A 16,386-nucleotide genomic window follows, 5' to 3' on the forward strand; every position below is an offset into this window, starting at 1 on the left:
ATTACGTTTTAGCCTCCTATTGGGGTTGAGATGGGGATCGAAAGGATTATTCACTGAAAAATGCACGGTACTCAGATGGAAATAATCATCAGGGCGATCCTTAATGATGACTGTATCAGTGATTTTTTAGACTGTCGATATTTTTATGAAATGATCGATATTCGCGCAGTCTGGATTGGGAAGTTGCTGATGTAAAACATAGCGCACACTGATCCTAAGTAGAGGATTAAAACATTGTTTATTTAGAAACAAAACCAACCGCTAACCAGATTGCAAAGACAATTCCGATTCCGATTCCAGAAATAGGGAGGATATGTTTGCGAATAAAAGACGGCTTTTCAGTTTCGTTTTTCTCACCATGTCCATGCTCATGATCCCAAGGTTTTAACCCCCACATTGCCACCGCCCCCACAAAAACTGCCCAAAATAATGTTCCCGCACTGGAATATCCTTTACTAAACCAACCATAACTTAAATAATAAGCCAATGCGCCCGCGTAATAAGAGGCAAAGAAAACTTCTAACCACTCAATTTTGCTTTGCATAGAAATGCTTTGTTTTAGGGCTTTCTCTCTCTTTTGCAGATTGTTGCGCGTCGATTATCGACTGTTTAGCATCAATGTCATGTAACGCTCGCTGCAAGGTATTAAAGGCTTCTTCAATCCGTAATGCTTTGCGCATTAGAATATAATATTGATTAATGACTTCTCGGCTGCTGATTTCGGTAAAATAACCTTTAATCATAAAAGTGAGTAATAAATCATGAAGTGCTTGCAAATCTTTTGCGCTGTGATTTTTATTGGAATGGGGACAGCGATTTGCCTGCATTAAAATATGGCGTAAAACTAAGCGTTGCATTAGGGCAGTTAAATAGACAATAAAATATTTATCAAAAACAATTGGCACTCGCTGATTATTAAATGCAACATCTTCTCCCTGATCTGCCACGAAATGTACCGCTGCCAACGTCCCCACAGCGCACCAATGATGCGTATTTAACAATTTCTGCTCCACATCAATACTGCCTGCGTGCTTGGACTCTTCAAGGTGTGCCAAGCCAGCCAATAAGGGCCGCAATTCTGCTTGTTTCTCTGGATTAGATAAATCCACCTTTGGATTAGATAAATCCATCTCTTTAAAACGCAACACGCTATAAACAGAAAACTGCTCTCTAACTGCGGTTTTTAAGCCAAAAGATTGAAGCGGTTGTAATAAATAATTACGCAATTCAACTAATGTCCATTTTCCCCCTGCTTTACCTAAACGTGCTATTAATTCGCTGTTTTTATCAGGAATAGGATTAGGGTTTTTCTCATTATGCGGTAAAGATAAAGAAGGGGTTTTGTAAGGGGCTTGTGATAATTGATAATTAAATCGCTTAATCGCATCAAAATCACTGACATTATCCGCTTGCAAAGGAATAGATAAAACACCAATTCCCTGCGGCGATAGGAATAATTCGATTTTGTCGTGTGGACTTGCTTTGGCTTTGAAAAGCGGTTTTCCGTTAAGCGTGACTTCAAGTTCATTTAACCATTGATCATTCAGGACATGATTAAGAATAAAATATTGTCCTTCAGTAAAAATAAAGTCGGTGGCTTCCTCTAGGAATTCTTGCTTATAAAAATCTTTTGGCTTGCCTAATTCCCAAACTTGATGCTTACCAAATGAGGCGTTAATTAAGGCTTCCTTCTGCTTTTCTATATCAGGCTCAAAAAAGAATGAATACAAAAAACGAGTATTAAAAGAAACTACAGCAGTCATGATAAAGCTCCTGAGTAAAAAGTTAATTACAAGTCAAGTTTGCCTGATTCTTCAGGAAAATACAATAATTGATCTTCAATCGCCTGTCGGTCTTCTACCATCGCTAATTTTAGGCATTCTAATAAAAATAAATTGTCTTTTAAATAAGTGGCTAATTTATCAAATTGTTCTTCCGTTAATTGCCATCGATAGCCAATGTCTTGGTGTTTTTGACTTAATTGTCGGAATTGAGCTGTGAATTCTTGCCATTCGGAAGTGCTGCTATTTTCATCAGGCAGTTTTAGTTTAGATAGTTCAGCATAATAATCAGGAGAGGTTTTGCATAATTCTACAAATTCTTTAAAGAAGTGAGTCCACTCTTGTTGTTGTTCTCTTAACTCAGGGAATATTTGTGAGGAAAACTCTGCAAAAGTATCACAGTGTAGCAAAATGATTGATATGAAGTAGTCTGCTTTATAGACTAAATTGATGGCAAGATCGCGGATTAGAGCGGGGGCGCGGGCAAGATCGAGGTCACGGGCAAGATCGCGAGCGGAGGCGCGGGCAAGATCGCGAGCGAAGGCACGGCCACGGTCGAAGTCACAGTTGATGGCGAGGATGCGGTCGGAAGCACGGGTGCGGGTGATGGCGAGAACGATGATTCGATCAATGGTTTTGGCAAGGACACGGTCAGGAACACGGTCAAGGACACGGTCAAGGACACGGTAGTGGACTCGATTGAGGGTGCGGTAAGATACAACCCCTAAAAGAATATAAACTACCCTAACATCAGCAGATTTATCACCAGATTGTATTTTACTTGCCTTTCGAGTTGCCCAAGACAACAGCTTTGCTAATTCAGGCGCATCTGAAATGACTGATTGCCGTAAAAAATCTTGAAAGTCCTTAAAAAATTGTGTGCTATGCTCTTCACTCAATAAACTTACCGTTAATAAAAATACTTCTCGCCAACGTGGTTCATGATAATGCGGTATTAATGCCTTGATTTGGCTGGGATTTTCTGCAATATATTTGGCAGTAAAAAATTCTTGAATGGTTAAATGCGAAAAGGAATAAATCGATTTAGCCCGTTCTATCAATAAACCATGCTGCGCTTCAATGCTTTTTAAAACCCGTTCGCCTTCTATTTCTTGTTCTTTAAATTCGGGTACTTTTTGCAAAAAATGTACAAGCTGTTGTTCTAATGATTTTTGCGCAATAAAATAATTGCCTTTATCAAAATTTAACGCCGCGATTGTTGCCAACAATTGCCGCTTACGCCCTAAAGACAAGCCTTTATAAATGACATCGCGTTGAATCGCTCTGGACGCATCCCATTTCTTCAATAAGGCATCGACCGCCTCTTCGTAAAGTTCAAGCCGTCGTGAGGGAAAATTCATGGTGTCATCAAACGCCAAACACAACAAACTCAACAATAAAGGCGTGCGCGCCAACTCTCGCAATCCTTTGTGTTCTTCTTGCTGAAACGCAGTAAAAAATTTATCTCGTTTGGCTACTTTTTCTCCACTAAACCATTTTTTTGCGTAAGCCTTGATTTGCGCCTCGGTAAAATCGGCAATTTCGGTATAAACGAAATAATCAAAAGTATAATCACTTGCGGCATTACGACAACTGATTAAACAAGTACTGTTTAAATAATCCTTGCTGAATTGTTTTAATTGTTGATTTATTTTTTCTCGAATTCCACCGCTTTCTTGCACTTCATCTAAGCCATCAAATAACACAATCATTTCACCCATTCTTAACATAACATCAATAAACTGCCAATTGTGAGGAATACCACAGGCGACAAATTGCTGATTTAAAAAAGGCTGTAAATCTAAGCCACTGTCTGCCCATTCTTTTAACGAGACAAAAATAGGTAATTTATCAATTTTACCCTGAGCCGCTTGCAGAGCAATATATTTAAGAAAAGTGGTTTTACCTGCACCAGGTTTTCCTAAAATAAATAAACGCTTATCACTTTGATTTTTAACCAATTCTAAGCCATTACTGCGTGGTGTTTTTTCTAAAAAAGCGGGGTCTTCTGTCAATTTAGAAATATCGTAACGACGTTGTGCCGAAGGTTTATCTAACACAAAAACATCTGTAAAAATTCCCTCCAAAGGCACAGGCTCATGATGCCCTAAAATCCGTATGGTGCTGCACTGCTTAATGATTCCATTTAAATAAACATTTTTAATTTCAAAACCATACTTTTCAAACCACTCCTTAGATAATTCTTCATTATGCCATTGCATTAAATAACGAACAGCCTCTAAAGCAGGTTTTATAAAAGCGTTAGTAATTTCTTTTGATTTGTCTTGATCATGGATTCCAAAATTACCATAACCTTGAATGGTTCTTAATGGATTTTCTAAATGTCCAAAATCGGGTCGGTCTGGACTGCTTTTTGAGCCTAAATAATTTTCTAAAGTTGGTTTTCCATCGGGTTGCTTTCCATTTTTCTTAACATAAAGATAACGACAAAATGCCTCCGCAAATTTACGGCATTCTGGGAGTTGTTGTTTAGGATTATTATGTGTAAAAATAGAATCATAATAATCCAATAAACGCTCATGAATCTGAAACAACAAGTTATCGACATTATCCGCCATTTTCCCCTCCTTAACTCTTAGCCAATACCACACCTGATTTTTCAACCGCTTTAGAGGACATGATGTCCTCATAAATCGACAATAACACGGGAACAGCAAATAATACCAAAATCGTGGAAAACATTAAACCAAAAGCAATCGATGTCGCCATCGGGATTAAAAATTGCGCTTGTAATGAAGTTTCAAATAATAACGGCGTTAAACCAAAAATAGTTGTTAATGACGTTAATAACACCGCACGCAAACGCTGACAAGAAGCCTCAATTAACGCTTCATAAATGGCCATTCCCTCTGCACGTAATTGCTGATAAAAAGTCACTAAAACTATCGAATCATTCACCACAATTCCCGATAAACCAAAAAATCCAAATAACGATAAAATCGTTAAATCAATCCCCATCACCCAATGCCCAAACACCGCCCCCACCAATCCAAACGGAATCACACTTAATACCAATAACGGCCAACCATAAGAAGAAAATTGCCACGCTAAAATTAAATACATTAAAATTAACGCGAAAAATAAACCCCGTTTCATATCGCCTAATGTTTCCATTTGATCCGCGGCGCGTCCTTCAAATGAATATTCCACCCCATAACGGCTCACCAATTCGGGTAACACATTTTCTTCTAAATTTGCCAAAATCTCATTGGCATTGGTCACTGCGGCATCCACATCCGCTGACACCTGAGCTGCTAAACGTCCCTGAGCGCGTCGCAAGGCTTCAAAACCGCGTTGTGTGGTCAATGTCACCGCACTGGTAAATGGCACACTGCCCCCATTCGGCAATTGCAAAGTCAACTGCTGCAAACTGGCCAAACGATACCGATCCCCATCCGGCAACGACACCCGCACCTCCACTTCATCATCCCCATCTTGGAAAATCTGCACTAACTGCCCATCATAAGCCGCTCTCAACTGCTGCCCCACACTCGCCACCGTCAAACCCAACGCCTTGCCTTGCGGCGTAAGACTAAAAATCCACTGCTCTTGACCATAAGGCATATCATCTTCAATCGCACTCACGCCCTCAAAAGTACGCAATACTGTCTGCAAAGCCAACGAAGCCGCTTTCACCTGATACGGGTCTTCAGCCATAAAACGCACCTCAATATCCCGTCCGGGCGGCCCCCCGCGCTGTTCGCTAATGGTCAGCGTTTCCAAACCCGCTACCGTTTGCACCCGCTCGCGCCACGCCCGAATAAAGGCTTGATTGCGCACGTCGCGGCTATCCGGTGAAGTTAATTCCACCATTAAAGAACCAAATTGATCTCCTTGTCGCGCTCCGCCCGCGCTTGTCACTGACGTTGAGCCGTGACGCAACACCACCACATTAACAATTTTCTCAGGAAAACTGGCTTGTGTTTCATACAAGGTGTCGTACAAATGGTTTAAAAACGTATCCACTTGTGCTTTAGGCGTTCCCGAAGCAAAACTGGCGTTTGCCAATACCGTCTTACCGTCGGGAGAAGGAAAAAAAGTAAAATTCACTCGTCCCCCCGCCAACAGTCCCACCGTCAACAACATCATCACCGCAGTACCAGACAACACACTCCATCGCCATGCAATGGCTTTTTTCACCAGCGGGCGGAAAAATTGATCCCGAAATTGGTCAAAAGCATATTCCAAGCGTTGACGCATACGATGGGGTTTAGCGTGATGCAATTGATGAAACGTATGTCGCAAGTGACCGGGCAACACAAAAAAACATTCAATCACCGAAGCAATAATGACGCAAATCATCACAATAGGAATATCAATTAAAATATTGCCAATGGTGCCGCTAATGAGCATTAATGGTAAAAACGCAGAAATAGTGGTTAAAGAAGAAGCCATCACCGGTGCTAACATCCGTTGCGCTCCGCCTTCCGCGGCGAGTAAAGATCGTTCGCCCATTTGGAAATGCACAAACGCATCTTCCCCCACCACAATGGCATCATCCACCACAATGCCTAATGCCATAATCATGGCAAATAAACTGATCATATTAATGCTGCCACCGACCATATATAACACTGCCAACATGCCCATTAATGACACTGGAATGCCCACCGCCACCCAAAACGCCACCCGACCATTTAAAAAAATAAATAACACCGCCACCACTAAAATTAATCCACTGATCCCATTATTCAGTAATAAAGAGATACGCTCTTGAATCAACTCCCAATATTGATCATAAACTTTTAACTCAATATTAGCGGGTAATAAATGCGCCCGTTCTTTTAACCATGTTTGTAAAATGTTGGCACTTTTTAAGGCATCATCACTTTCAGCGCGTTGCAATAATAATTCAATGGCAGGCTTATGGTTATGCGTTAATAACACTTCGCCATCTTGAGCGCGCCGTTCCACCTGCGCAATATCGCCCAAACGTAATAAACGCCCTTGTTCATCGGCCACTAAAGGTAATTGCATAAAAGCCAATTGATCGCGGCTTTGTGCCAAACTGCGCAATTGGCGCGTGGCATCTTCTTGACCAATAGAACCTGCGGGAATATCTTGACTAAAGGCTTTAATTTTTTCAGAAACTTGGCCTAATGTCAGCCCTAATTCTTCTAAATGAACTTGTGGAATTTGAATTGAAATTTCTTCTTCTGGCAAACCTGAAATAGAAATTTGACTGACTCCGCGTTGCAATAATTCTCGCTCAATTTGTTGTGCCAAATGTCGCAATTCAGCCGGGTCATCAGGCCCCGTAATTAACAAGCGCGCAATCGGATCGTAACGAATCACACGACTGATTTCTGGTTCTTCGGCTTCTAGGGGTAAATTGCGCAATAATGCGACTTTTTCTTTAACATTATCTAAGGCTTCACCCATGTCTTTATTGGGTTGATATTCTAAAGTGAGGCTGGCGATATTTTCGGCTGATGTCGCGGTGATTTTGCGTAAGCCATCCACACTGCGCAATTGCTGTTCTAAAGGTCGAGTAATTGCGGTTTGCACATCTTCTGCGGTGGCATCGCTCCACACCACGCGCACGGTAATAATTTCTAAGGCAAAAGTCGGAAAAAATTGAGTATTTAATTTGCTTAATGCCCAAACCCCCGATAATAACATCATCATCATTAATAAATTTGCAGCCACTTTATGTTGTGCAAAAATGCCGATTAAATTAGTTTGGTGTTGAAAAGTTTGCATCGTTTAATATTTCAATTAAAGTTTATGGAATTAAAAATTTTTTATCTGAATCAGAATTTCAGAATTTCCAGACAAGCTAAAAGGGACAAAACCTTAAAAATTGGTTTTGTCCCTTAATACTACAACTAAGATAAAGTAAAATAAATAATTTTACAAGCTATAGTACATATCAAATTCAGCCGGATGCGTAGTCATACGAACGCGAGTGACATCGTTCATTTTCAGCGCAATGTACGCATCGATCAAATCATTGGTGAACACGCCACCTGCCAATAAAAATTCACGATCATTATCCAAATATTCTAAAGCTTGTTCCAATGAGAAACACACTTTTGGAATTTGGGCTTCTTCTTCTGGTGGCAGATCGTACAAATCTTTATCCATCGCCGCGCCCGGATCAATCTTATTCATGATGCCGTCTAAACCTGCCATCATCATCGCAGAAAACGCTAAATAAGGATTCGCGGTGGAATCAGGGAAACGTACTTCGATGCGGCGGCCTTTTGGACTGGGTACATAAGGAATACGAATTGAAGCCGAACGGTTACGCGCTGAATAAGCCAATAATACAGGAGCTTCAAAGTGTGGCACTAAACGCTTGTAACTGTTGGTACTGGGATTGGTGAACGCATTTAAAGCGCGAGCATGTTTGATAATGCCACCAATATAATACAATGCAGTTTCGGATAAACCTGAATATTTATCGCCCGCAAAAATATTTACGCCATCCTTAGACAGAGATTGATGCACGTGCATCCCGCTGCCGTTGTCGCCTACGATGGGTTTAGGCATAAAAGTAACCGTTTTGCCATAACCGTGTGCGACGTTCATAATCACGTATTTAAGAATTTGCACTTCATCGGCTTTCTTCACTAACGTATTGCTGCCTACACCGATTTCGCATTGGCCGGCGGTGGCAACTTCGTGGTGATGTACTTCAGCAACCAAGCCCATTTCTTCTAAAGTCAAACACATCGCAGAACGAATGTCATGCAATGAATCGACCGGAGGCACGGGAAAATAACCGCCTTTTACACCGGGACGATGGCCGAAGTTACCATCTTGGTAAGTTTTTGACGAGTTCCAACCGGCTTCTTGTGAGTCGATTTCGTAACCACAACCGCGCATTTCTGAGTGCCAACGCACGTCATCAAAAATGAAAAATTCGTTTTCCGGCCCAAAACGTGCGCTATCGGCAATCCCGGTGGATTTTAAATAGGCTTCAGCGCGTTTAGCCACAGAACGCGGGTCACGCTCGTAACCTTGCATGGTGGCAGGCTCAATCACGTCACAACGCACGTTTAACGTGACTTCGTCAGAGAATGGATCGATCACCGCGGTCTCATCATCGGGCATAAGGATCATGTCTGATTCGTTGATGCTCTTCCAACCAGAAATTGAAGAACCATCGAACATCTTGCCATCCACAAAAATATCTTCATTGATCGTATGCGAAGGAACAGTGACATGTTGTTCCTTGCCTTTGGTGTCAGTGAAGCGAAAATCGACAAATTTAACGTTATGTTCTTCAATGAGTTCTAGGGTTTTTTTACCAGACATAATTGACTCCTGTAAGGATTTATTATTGACGTTGGGTTGAGCCGGTTGGTCGAAACCAGTGCGTGACAACACGGCTGCTATTTTGAGTCTAAAACTTGACGCTTGGCAAGTGATTTCGTTAAGAGACGGTGCGTAAATCGCGTGCCATAATGCACAGATTATACCAGTCATTATTTATTTTAAAATCAACAGATTATTGTGTAATTAAAGCCAAATTAAAGCAGAAATGCGTTATTTTGGTGCATTTAAAAAATAACTCTGCTTTAAATGAGTGCGTTTTCACTGCTGCTATCTACATCCAAATCTGGCATAATAATCAGGTCTATTTAACAATCACTAGAGTATCACTGATTTCTACGATGGGTTTGCCGTCTATTGAAAAAAATACCTACCATTGATTTTGTTAATGAGGAGACCTAAACGCGCCACCAGCGATTTATCACCTAAAAAACCTTTACCCGCTTGAACAGGTCAAATTCCCCTGATAAAGCAAGTCACATTTTTAAATATCTTGAAATAATTTACTTTTACTATAGTTTTTTTCAATTTCACGATCTTAAACCCCGCCACAAACCCTTTTCTGGTGATTGACTGAATAGGGCAGTTGCGATATGTTTCAGGCTCGTTCACTTAAAACTACGTTCAGAGACAATGAATTACTATAAACACTTCAAGAAAAAAACCAGCTTTTTGAACCAACGTGGCGAATATGACCGTTTTTTATTTAAAAACGCCGATTCCGCCAAGCCTCAAGCTGAGCGCATCCTGCAATTGTCTCCACAATTAGGGGAGCATGGTTATCGTTTGGAACAAGGGCTACAAAGCTCGGCCAGCGTGCATCAATCCCGATCACGGCTGCTGATTTTATTCACTTGTTTGTTGGTGCTGGTGTTGTGGTGGATTGCGGCCAACTCAAGGGTTTATTACGACGATCCTCCCGCTTTTTTGGGCGGAGACAAAAGCCCTGAAGCCAGTTTAAAAACCTTAGCGCGTGAACCTGTCTCTATAGACGAGTTGGAATCATTTAGCGTTGAGCATTTTGCCGAATTTTTAGAAGAAACCGCCCGCGAGGAAGACAATGCCCGCGACGCAGAGATTGAAGAAAGCATCGCTTTGTATGACCCAATCAGTGGTGTTTTGCTCAATCCCTCTCCGGCTTCTCCCGACGAACCATTCTCTCCTTGGTTACAAGTCAATGTGGGGTCGGGTGATAATCTCTCGACTATCTTTGAACGACACGAATTAAATAAGCCCCAACTGTACCAAATTCTGGCCACCGGCACCTACAGCAAACGCCTAGAACGACTCAGCCCTGAACAAAATCTACGTATTAAACGCGACGAAGCGGGAAATTTAGAAGATTTGGTTCTTACGCTTGATTTTGAACATGAACTGCACATTTATCGCAAAGACGGTAAATTTGTAGAAGAAATTCGTAAGCGTGAATTGCAACCGCGTTTAGTTTACGTGCATGGTTGCGTGGAAAATTCGCTGTACATTGATGGACAAAAAGCAGGATTGGCCAGCCATCAAATCTTAGAATTAAGAGATATTTTTAGTGATGATTTTAGACTGCGCAATTTGAAAAAAGGCGATCAATTTACTTTAATTTATCAGCAATACGTGTTTGAAAATGAAGTAGAAATAGGCGATATATTAGCCGCAGAATTTGTTCATGCCGATAAGCCGCATTATGCCGTTCGCTTAACCGATAGCGATAATCGACGCAGCGATTACTACAATCCCACAACCGCAGGCAAAGAAGCCTTTAAAAAGCTGACTGCGCAATTAAATGGGTCTTGTCGTATTAAGAAGGAAGCCTTGACTCAAGATATTCCTGTGGCTTTGGGTAAGGTCAAATTAAATTGGGAAATGCACCCGGATAATGTGCATAACCTCTTTTTTAAAGAAAAAGACGAAACGGCTCTGTTAAGTTGGATACAGCCTAACTTAAACGATCCCAAGCATCCTGAACCACCCGCTGCCCCCGTCATTGTGGCACAAGCCCCTGCGGCTTCGTCTGCGCGCAGCACCACTCGGCAAAATACGGCAACCGCATCGAATACCCGCACCACGCCGTCCACCACAGCCAACAAGCCACGTAACAATAATGTGGCAAGCACCGCCGCCAGTCGAGAAACCACCCGACAAACCCAAGCCAACGCTACCCGTAACACAACTCAAACGGCAAATAATACCCGTAACAACGCCAGTTCTACGGCATCCACTTCAACCCGATCCAGCACCACGCAAACCCGCCAAAGCAGCACAAGCACTGCCACAGCCACAGCTACCGCCGTAACGCGCACCCAAAACCGCCAAACTCAACCTAAATTAACCGCTAAATCCACCGCACCACAATGGTCACCTGTTGAAATACCTAATGATTCACGGGCAAGAGTGATTTTAGCCAGCGCACGCAGTTTATTGGGAACGCGCTATCGTTATGGCGGCACTAGCCCCGCAACGGGGTTTGATTGCAGTGGTTTTGTCTACTACAACATGAGCAAAGCCGGAGTCAAAGTACCCCGCACAGCACGTGAACAATATGCCCGCGCCAAACCCGTCTCCCGGAAAGAATTAAAACCCGGTGATTTGGTGTTTTTCCGCGTGAGACATAGTTATATCGATCACGTCGGCATTTATATTGGCAATAATGAGTTTATCCATGCCGAATCCAGCCGCAAACCCGTCACCATTACCAGTTTAGATAATTCTTATTATCGTCGTTATTTCGTGGGGGGCGGTCGTCATGTTAATTAATACTTTTGCTCATTTGAATGGCGCGTTAAAACCCGCTCGTGGTCTTTTCTTGATTCTGTTGCTGTTGAATGTTCATGCCACTGTTTTTGCGAAAGAAGTAATCACAGTGGCGGGTGTGGGCGATGTCATGTTGGGTACGGATTATCCCCAAGACGATCTCCCCCCCAATCAAGGGCAAGATTTGATGAAAGCGGTACAAAGTATCTTACAGGAAGCTGATCTGGCTTTTGGGAATTTGGAAGGGGCGGTTTTGGACGGCGGACAGAGCAGCAAAGTGGGTTGTAAAAATTGTTTTGCGTTTCGGATGCCAGAATATCTTGCGCCACTATTGCCGGCGGCCGGATTTGATGTCATGAGCGTGGCCAATAATCATGCCCGCGATTTTGGCTTGCAAGGCTTCAAAAATACCGAACGTCTCTTAGGTGAAATGGGAATTGAATACGCAGGCTCAGAAGAACGTCCCTCAGTGACTTTTGTCAAGGATGGAGTACGTTATGGTTTTGCGGCTTTTTCCGCCAATCAAGGCATGGCTGATCTGCGTGATATTCCGACTGCCCAGCGTATTGTGCGCGATTTGGCGAATAACAGTGACATTGTGATAGTGTCTTTCCACGGCGGTGCAGAGGGCAGATCGCACCAGCGTGTCACCCGTCGCATGGAAACGTTTTACGGAGAAAACCGCGGCAATGTGTATGAATTTGCTCATGCGGTGGTTGATGCGGGGGCGGACATTGTTTTTGGACACGGGCCTCATGTGACTCGTGCGGTGGAAGTGTATCAAGATCGTTTTATCGCCTATAGTCTGGGTAATTTCTGCACTTATGGCCCATTTAACGTCAGCGGACCCAATGGAGTTGCTCCAATTATTACTGTACACGTTACACCCAGTGGCGAATTTGTCAAAGCCCACGTCACCTCGACCCGCCAAGAAAAACGCGGACGAGTGTTATTAGATGATTCAAACCAAGTCTTGAAACTGCTCCAGAAATTGACACAAACCGATTTTCCCGAACAAAAGTTGCTCATCAATGATTCCGGGTGGATTGAACAAAAACGTTAATTTAGCCCGTTGAGACGCACGGGCGTGTGTCTCAACGGAAAAAATTACAACCGCGCTAACAATTCTGCTTTCTTCTTCAAAAACTCTTCTTCAGATAAAATCCCCTTTTGTTTCAATTCGGCCAAACGTTCAATTTTGCCGAAAATATCGCTTTCTGCGGCTGAATCAGAAAAGGACTCAGCGGGCGGTAAATTCGACGAATTGTTAGACGAATCAGGGGAATAAGACACATTGGATGAATTCGGCAAAGTGCCTGATCCCCGCAGCAAAGGCAAACGCAAGACATCTACCGTCCCATATTGACTGTTAAACAATACAGAACCACCCGACCCTTGCTGCTGCGAAAAACCAGAGATAGCGTGATCTTGGGTATCGTAAACAGAAAGCTGCCCATTAATTTGTAACGCTAAACGTCGTTTATCGGAAAAATAGGCGTAACGCATTTGATTTTGCGAGCCGCTGGCTGACGGATAACCTAATTCAGACGGCCACCAATTATTCCCTGATGACATCCCATAACCACCGCCAGACGCAACAGGAAGCGGCTTAATAAGCGTTTGCGAAGCCAATTGTTGCGACAATTCCGAACATAAACCATTGACCAGTGTTTTCAACTGATAATTAAACATATCCCCCACCATGGTCATGCCCCCTTGCATCCACTGGCCGCTGCCTCCTAATTCAGGGTGAGAAAATTGCGCCATCGTGCCATTGCCATTCAACACGGCTTGTAACAGGGTTGTTACTGCATCTACGCTCACGCCATAGCGTCGTGACAGGTCATTGACAAGGTATTCACCTTGCTCAGTTAAATTCATTTCATTAAACTCCCCATTGTGTGAATCACCAATATGGTAGTGTCATTCAATCATATCAATTTTTATCTACAAAATAGCCTGTATTAATCATAAAATAATTGTAGAAGCAATTGCTTATTTGTGTTGCTTGATTGAATTGTCTATAATTGGCCTGATCAAAAGTGCGTATTTTTTTAGATTATCCGCACGTATTGATTTTATCCCTTTATTTTAACGATAAAAAAAGCTAACTTTTCCATTCACCCCTTATTTTGACTGTATCAAGCCCGAAAAAACAGTTAAAATTAGCCCGCGAGGCAAGAAAAAATGACTGACGGTGTTCTTTCAATCACGCCCAAAGACGCATGGCAATTATTACAAGAAAACCCTAAAACAGTGTTAATTGATGTGCGTTCAGAAATGGAATTTTTATTTATTGGCCACCCTAAAGGAGCTATTCATATTTCTTGGATTGATGGCCCTGAATGGGTGCAAAATCCTCATTTTGTTCGAGATGTGCGTAAAGTGGTTTTGGGGGGAATTATTGATGATATTGAAGACCCCAATCATCCCGTGCAAAGTGTGCCGATTCTGTTAATTTGCCGCAGCGGGGCGCGCTCGTTAGAAGCGGGAAAACTGCTGGTACAAGAAGGGTTTAAGCACGTTTACAATGTGCTAGAAGGGTTTGAAGGCGCATTGGATCATGAACACCATCGCAGCACTTTAGGCGGTTGGCGATTTCATGGGCTGCCGTGGGAACAGTGTTAATGACTTATTAAAAAAATTAAGTTAAAAAATTTCACGGAGGATAATATAAACTCGATTTATAATTATTCTCCGTCGTGGTTAAGCAATAAAAAACAATTATTTCTCTGCAAAGAAAACATCAAAAAAGTGATCGCCAACTTCATGAGCTACGACAGCGACGACGTGATGCCATCTGTCCATTTCGATGAATTAACCGATTTGCGGCAATTGGTTGAGCAGTTGCGCCGCGAAAAAGCAGATTTAGAACTGTTATTAGAAACCACCACCGAACACGCCGACGCGGTGGAAGAAGCGTTAATCACCGCCAGAGAAATTGCAGAAGAAGCCACCCGCGCTAAATCCGAATTTTTAGCCAATATGAGCCACGAAATTCGCACCCCTTTAAATGGCGTAATTGGCATGACTGCTTTATTGCAAGAAACCTCGCTTACTTTAGAACAACAAGAATATGTCCAAACTATCCGTAACAGCGGTGAAATTTTATTAACTTTAATTAATGATATTTTAGATTTTTCCAAAATAGAAGCGGGTAAATTAGAACTAGAACAACGTGCTTTTGATTTGCGTTTATGTGTAGAAGAATCATTAGAATTAGTCAGTAATAAAGCCTTTGAAAAAGGCTTAAATTTAATTTATCACATTCACCGAGATACGCCTGATATTGTCGTGGGAGACAGTACGCGCTTAAAACAAATTTTGGTGAATTTATTAAGCAATGCCGTCAAATTTACCGCTCACGGCGAGGTGACCGTACAGGTTTCGGCGCGGGCTTTGTCTCAAGAAGAAACCCACCATCACGACATTTTATTTGCAGTTCAAGACACGGGAATTGGCATTCCTCCCCATCGAATGCACCGCTTATTCCAATCATTTTCCCAAGTTGACAGTTCTACAACTAGAGAATATGGCGGCACAGGATTAGGATTAACCATTTGCAAACGCTTAACCGAATTAATGCAGGGAGAAATTTGGGTCGAAAGCGAATTTGGCATAGGCTCAACGTTTTATTTCTCCATTCGTGCCGAATCAAATCGCACCAAACCCTATTATTACTTAAAACAGATTTCACCCCAATTACAAGATAAAACCTTATTAATTTACAGCGAAAATCATAATAATCTTAGCTTATTATCACAAGAATTATTAGGTTGGGGATTGCGCTTAGAAATGTGCCAAACATTGCCTTTTATGTTAGCCCGTTTAATGCAGGCAGATTGCACTTTTGCTTTAATTGATCTATTGCCATTTAATGCAGAAAAACGCACCCAAATACTGGCCTGTTGCCAACAGAACAAAACCCCAGTGATTTTAATGCTACCCCCACAATATTGCATTGAATTCCCGCTAGATAATATTTTTCATTATCATTTAACGAAACCGATTAAATATGGAAAATTATTTAAATTATTAGCCCAGAGTTTAGCCACCCAAGCACAAGCCATTCATCAGTCTTCTTATGGCAGTGTCGCGGCAACATCTCCTGTGGTTTCTCTATCCACTCCTACCACCACTGAAACAATGACAACTTCATCTATGCGAATCTTATTGGCAGAAGACAATGCCGTCAACCAAAAAGTGGCTTTGTTATTATTAAAACGACTTGGTTATGAAGCAGATTTAGCGTGCGATGGTGCGCAAGTTTTAACGGCATTAACCCAAAAAACTTATGATTTAATTTTAATGGATGTACAAATGCCCGAATTAGACGGATTAGAAACCACCCGACGCATTCGCCAATTATCCGAATTAAAAACACAACCCCACACCATCGCCATGACCGCTAATGCCATGGAAGGCGACCGAGAATCTTGCATAAAAGCAGGAATGAATGATTATTTAAGCAAACCCATTTCCCGTGAAGAATTATCCAGTAAACTCGATGCGTTGGCAAAAGGCTTAATTGCCGCTAAAAACAATTAACAATCAAAAGAAA

At 42.1% G+C, this 16,386-nt stretch carries 10 protein-coding genes; 4 read left to right on the forward strand and 6 right to left on the reverse strand.

Going from position 1 to position 16,386, the window contains the following annotated elements; genetic code table 11:
- Window positions 1-238: 238 nt before the first annotated feature.
- The 5 genes from TPSD3_RS12260 to glnA all read right to left on the reverse strand — a co-directional run bounded on the left by TPSD3_RS12260 (window position 239) and on the right by glnA (window position 9,065).
- On the reverse strand, window positions 239-544 hold the full coding sequence (locus tag TPSD3_RS12260; protein ID WP_086488831.1) for a hypothetical protein: 306 nt from the start codon (window positions 542-544) through the stop codon (window positions 239-241).
- Window positions 528-1,763: a hypothetical protein gene (locus tag TPSD3_RS12265; protein WP_086488832.1), complete on the reverse strand. Its 1,236-nt coding sequence runs from the start codon at window positions 1,761-1,763 to the stop codon at window positions 528-530. Before TPSD3_RS12265 ends, TPSD3_RS12260 begins: the two co-directional genes overlap by 17 nt.
- Before the next feature lie 26 nt (window positions 1,764-1,789).
- The gene (locus tag TPSD3_RS12270) at window positions 1,790-4,360 is read right to left on the reverse strand and encodes an NACHT domain-containing protein (RefSeq protein WP_140048553.1); all 2,571 of its coding nucleotides are present in this window, start codon (window positions 4,358-4,360) and stop codon (window positions 1,790-1,792) included.
- A gap of 10 nt (window positions 4,361-4,370) precedes the next feature.
- Entirely contained in the window at window positions 4,371-7,505 is a 3,135-nt protein-coding gene (locus tag TPSD3_RS12275) for an efflux RND transporter permease subunit (protein WP_086488834.1), read from the reverse strand.
- Between the two features lie 150 nt (window positions 7,506-7,655).
- Window positions 7,656-9,065, reverse strand: a complete 1,410-nt coding sequence (gene glnA, locus TPSD3_RS12280) for a glutamate--ammonia ligase (protein WP_086488835.1) — start codon at window positions 9,063-9,065, stop codon at window positions 7,656-7,658.
- Window positions 9,066-9,755: 690 nt separating this feature from the next.
- Here glnA and TPSD3_RS12285 point away from each other — a divergent pair.
- Together TPSD3_RS12285 and TPSD3_RS12290 are read left to right on the forward strand one after the other, a co-directional pair.
- Entirely contained in the window at window positions 9,756-11,828 is a 2,073-nt protein-coding gene (locus TPSD3_RS12285) for an NlpC/P60 family protein (protein ID WP_176329865.1), read from the forward strand.
- Complete coding sequence (locus TPSD3_RS12290) at window positions 11,818-12,888, forward strand: CapA family protein (RefSeq protein WP_086488837.1); 1,071 nt, start codon at window positions 11,818-11,820, stop codon at window positions 12,886-12,888. The genes TPSD3_RS12285 and TPSD3_RS12290 overlap by 11 nt, the downstream gene beginning before the upstream one ends.
- A gap of 44 nt (window positions 12,889-12,932) precedes the next feature.
- On the opposite strand, the gene TPSD3_RS12295 is transcribed toward TPSD3_RS12290, so the two are convergent.
- Window positions 12,933-13,706, reverse strand: a complete 774-nt coding sequence (locus tag TPSD3_RS12295) for an SHOCT domain-containing protein (RefSeq protein ID WP_086488838.1) — start codon at window positions 13,704-13,706, stop codon at window positions 12,933-12,935.
- A gap of 306 nt (window positions 13,707-14,012) precedes the next feature.
- On the opposite strand from TPSD3_RS12295, the gene TPSD3_RS12300 reads away from it, so the two are divergent.
- Together TPSD3_RS12300 and TPSD3_RS12305 are read left to right on the forward strand one after the other, a co-directional pair.
- Window positions 14,013-14,453 (forward strand): rhodanese-like domain-containing protein, encoded by a 441-nt coding sequence (locus tag TPSD3_RS12300; protein WP_086488839.1) that lies wholly within the window; start codon window positions 14,013-14,015, stop codon window positions 14,451-14,453.
- A 141-nt stretch (window positions 14,454-14,594) separates the two neighbouring features.
- Window positions 14,595-16,373 (forward strand): ATP-binding protein, encoded by a 1,779-nt coding sequence (locus TPSD3_RS12305; protein WP_086488840.1) that lies wholly within the window; start codon window positions 14,595-14,597, stop codon window positions 16,371-16,373.
- The last annotated feature ends 13 nt before the right edge of the window (window positions 16,374-16,386 follow it).

The organism is Thioflexithrix psekupsensis (assembly GCF_002149925.1).
GTDB classification, from domain to species: domain Bacteria; phylum Pseudomonadota; class Gammaproteobacteria; order Beggiatoales; family Beggiatoaceae; genus Thioflexithrix; species Thioflexithrix psekupsensis.

Bases quoted from the DNA above. Each gene is read 5' to 3' on its own strand.
- TPSD3_RS12260 (WP_086488831.1), bottom strand. From the start codon at position 544: ATGCAAAGCAAAATTGAGTGGTTAGAAGTTTTCTTTGCCTCTTATTAC.
- TPSD3_RS12265 (WP_086488832.1), bottom strand. From the start codon at position 1,763: ATGACTGCTGTAGTTTCTTTTAATACTCGTTTTTTGTATTCATTCTTT.
- TPSD3_RS12270 (WP_140048553.1), bottom strand. From the start codon at position 4,360: ATGGCGGATAATGTCGATAACTTGTTGTTTCAGATTCATGAGCGTTTA.
- TPSD3_RS12275 (WP_086488834.1), bottom strand. From the start codon at position 7,505: ATGCAAACTTTTCAACACCAAACTAATTTAATCGGCATTTTTGCACAA.
- glnA (WP_086488835.1), bottom strand. From the start codon at position 9,065: ATGTCTGGTAAAAAAACCCTAGAACTCATTGAAGAACATAACGTTAAA.
- TPSD3_RS12290 (WP_086488837.1), top strand. From the start codon at position 11,818: ATGTTAATTAATACTTTTGCTCATTTGAATGGCGCGTTAAAACCCGCT.
- TPSD3_RS12295 (WP_086488838.1), bottom strand. From the start codon at position 13,706: ATGAATTTAACTGAGCAAGGTGAATACCTTGTCAATGACCTGTCACGA.
- TPSD3_RS12300 (WP_086488839.1), top strand. From the start codon at position 14,013: ATGACTGACGGTGTTCTTTCAATCACGCCCAAAGACGCATGGCAATTA.
- TPSD3_RS12305 (WP_086488840.1), top strand. From the start codon at position 14,595: ATGAGCTACGACAGCGACGACGTGATGCCATCTGTCCATTTCGATGAA.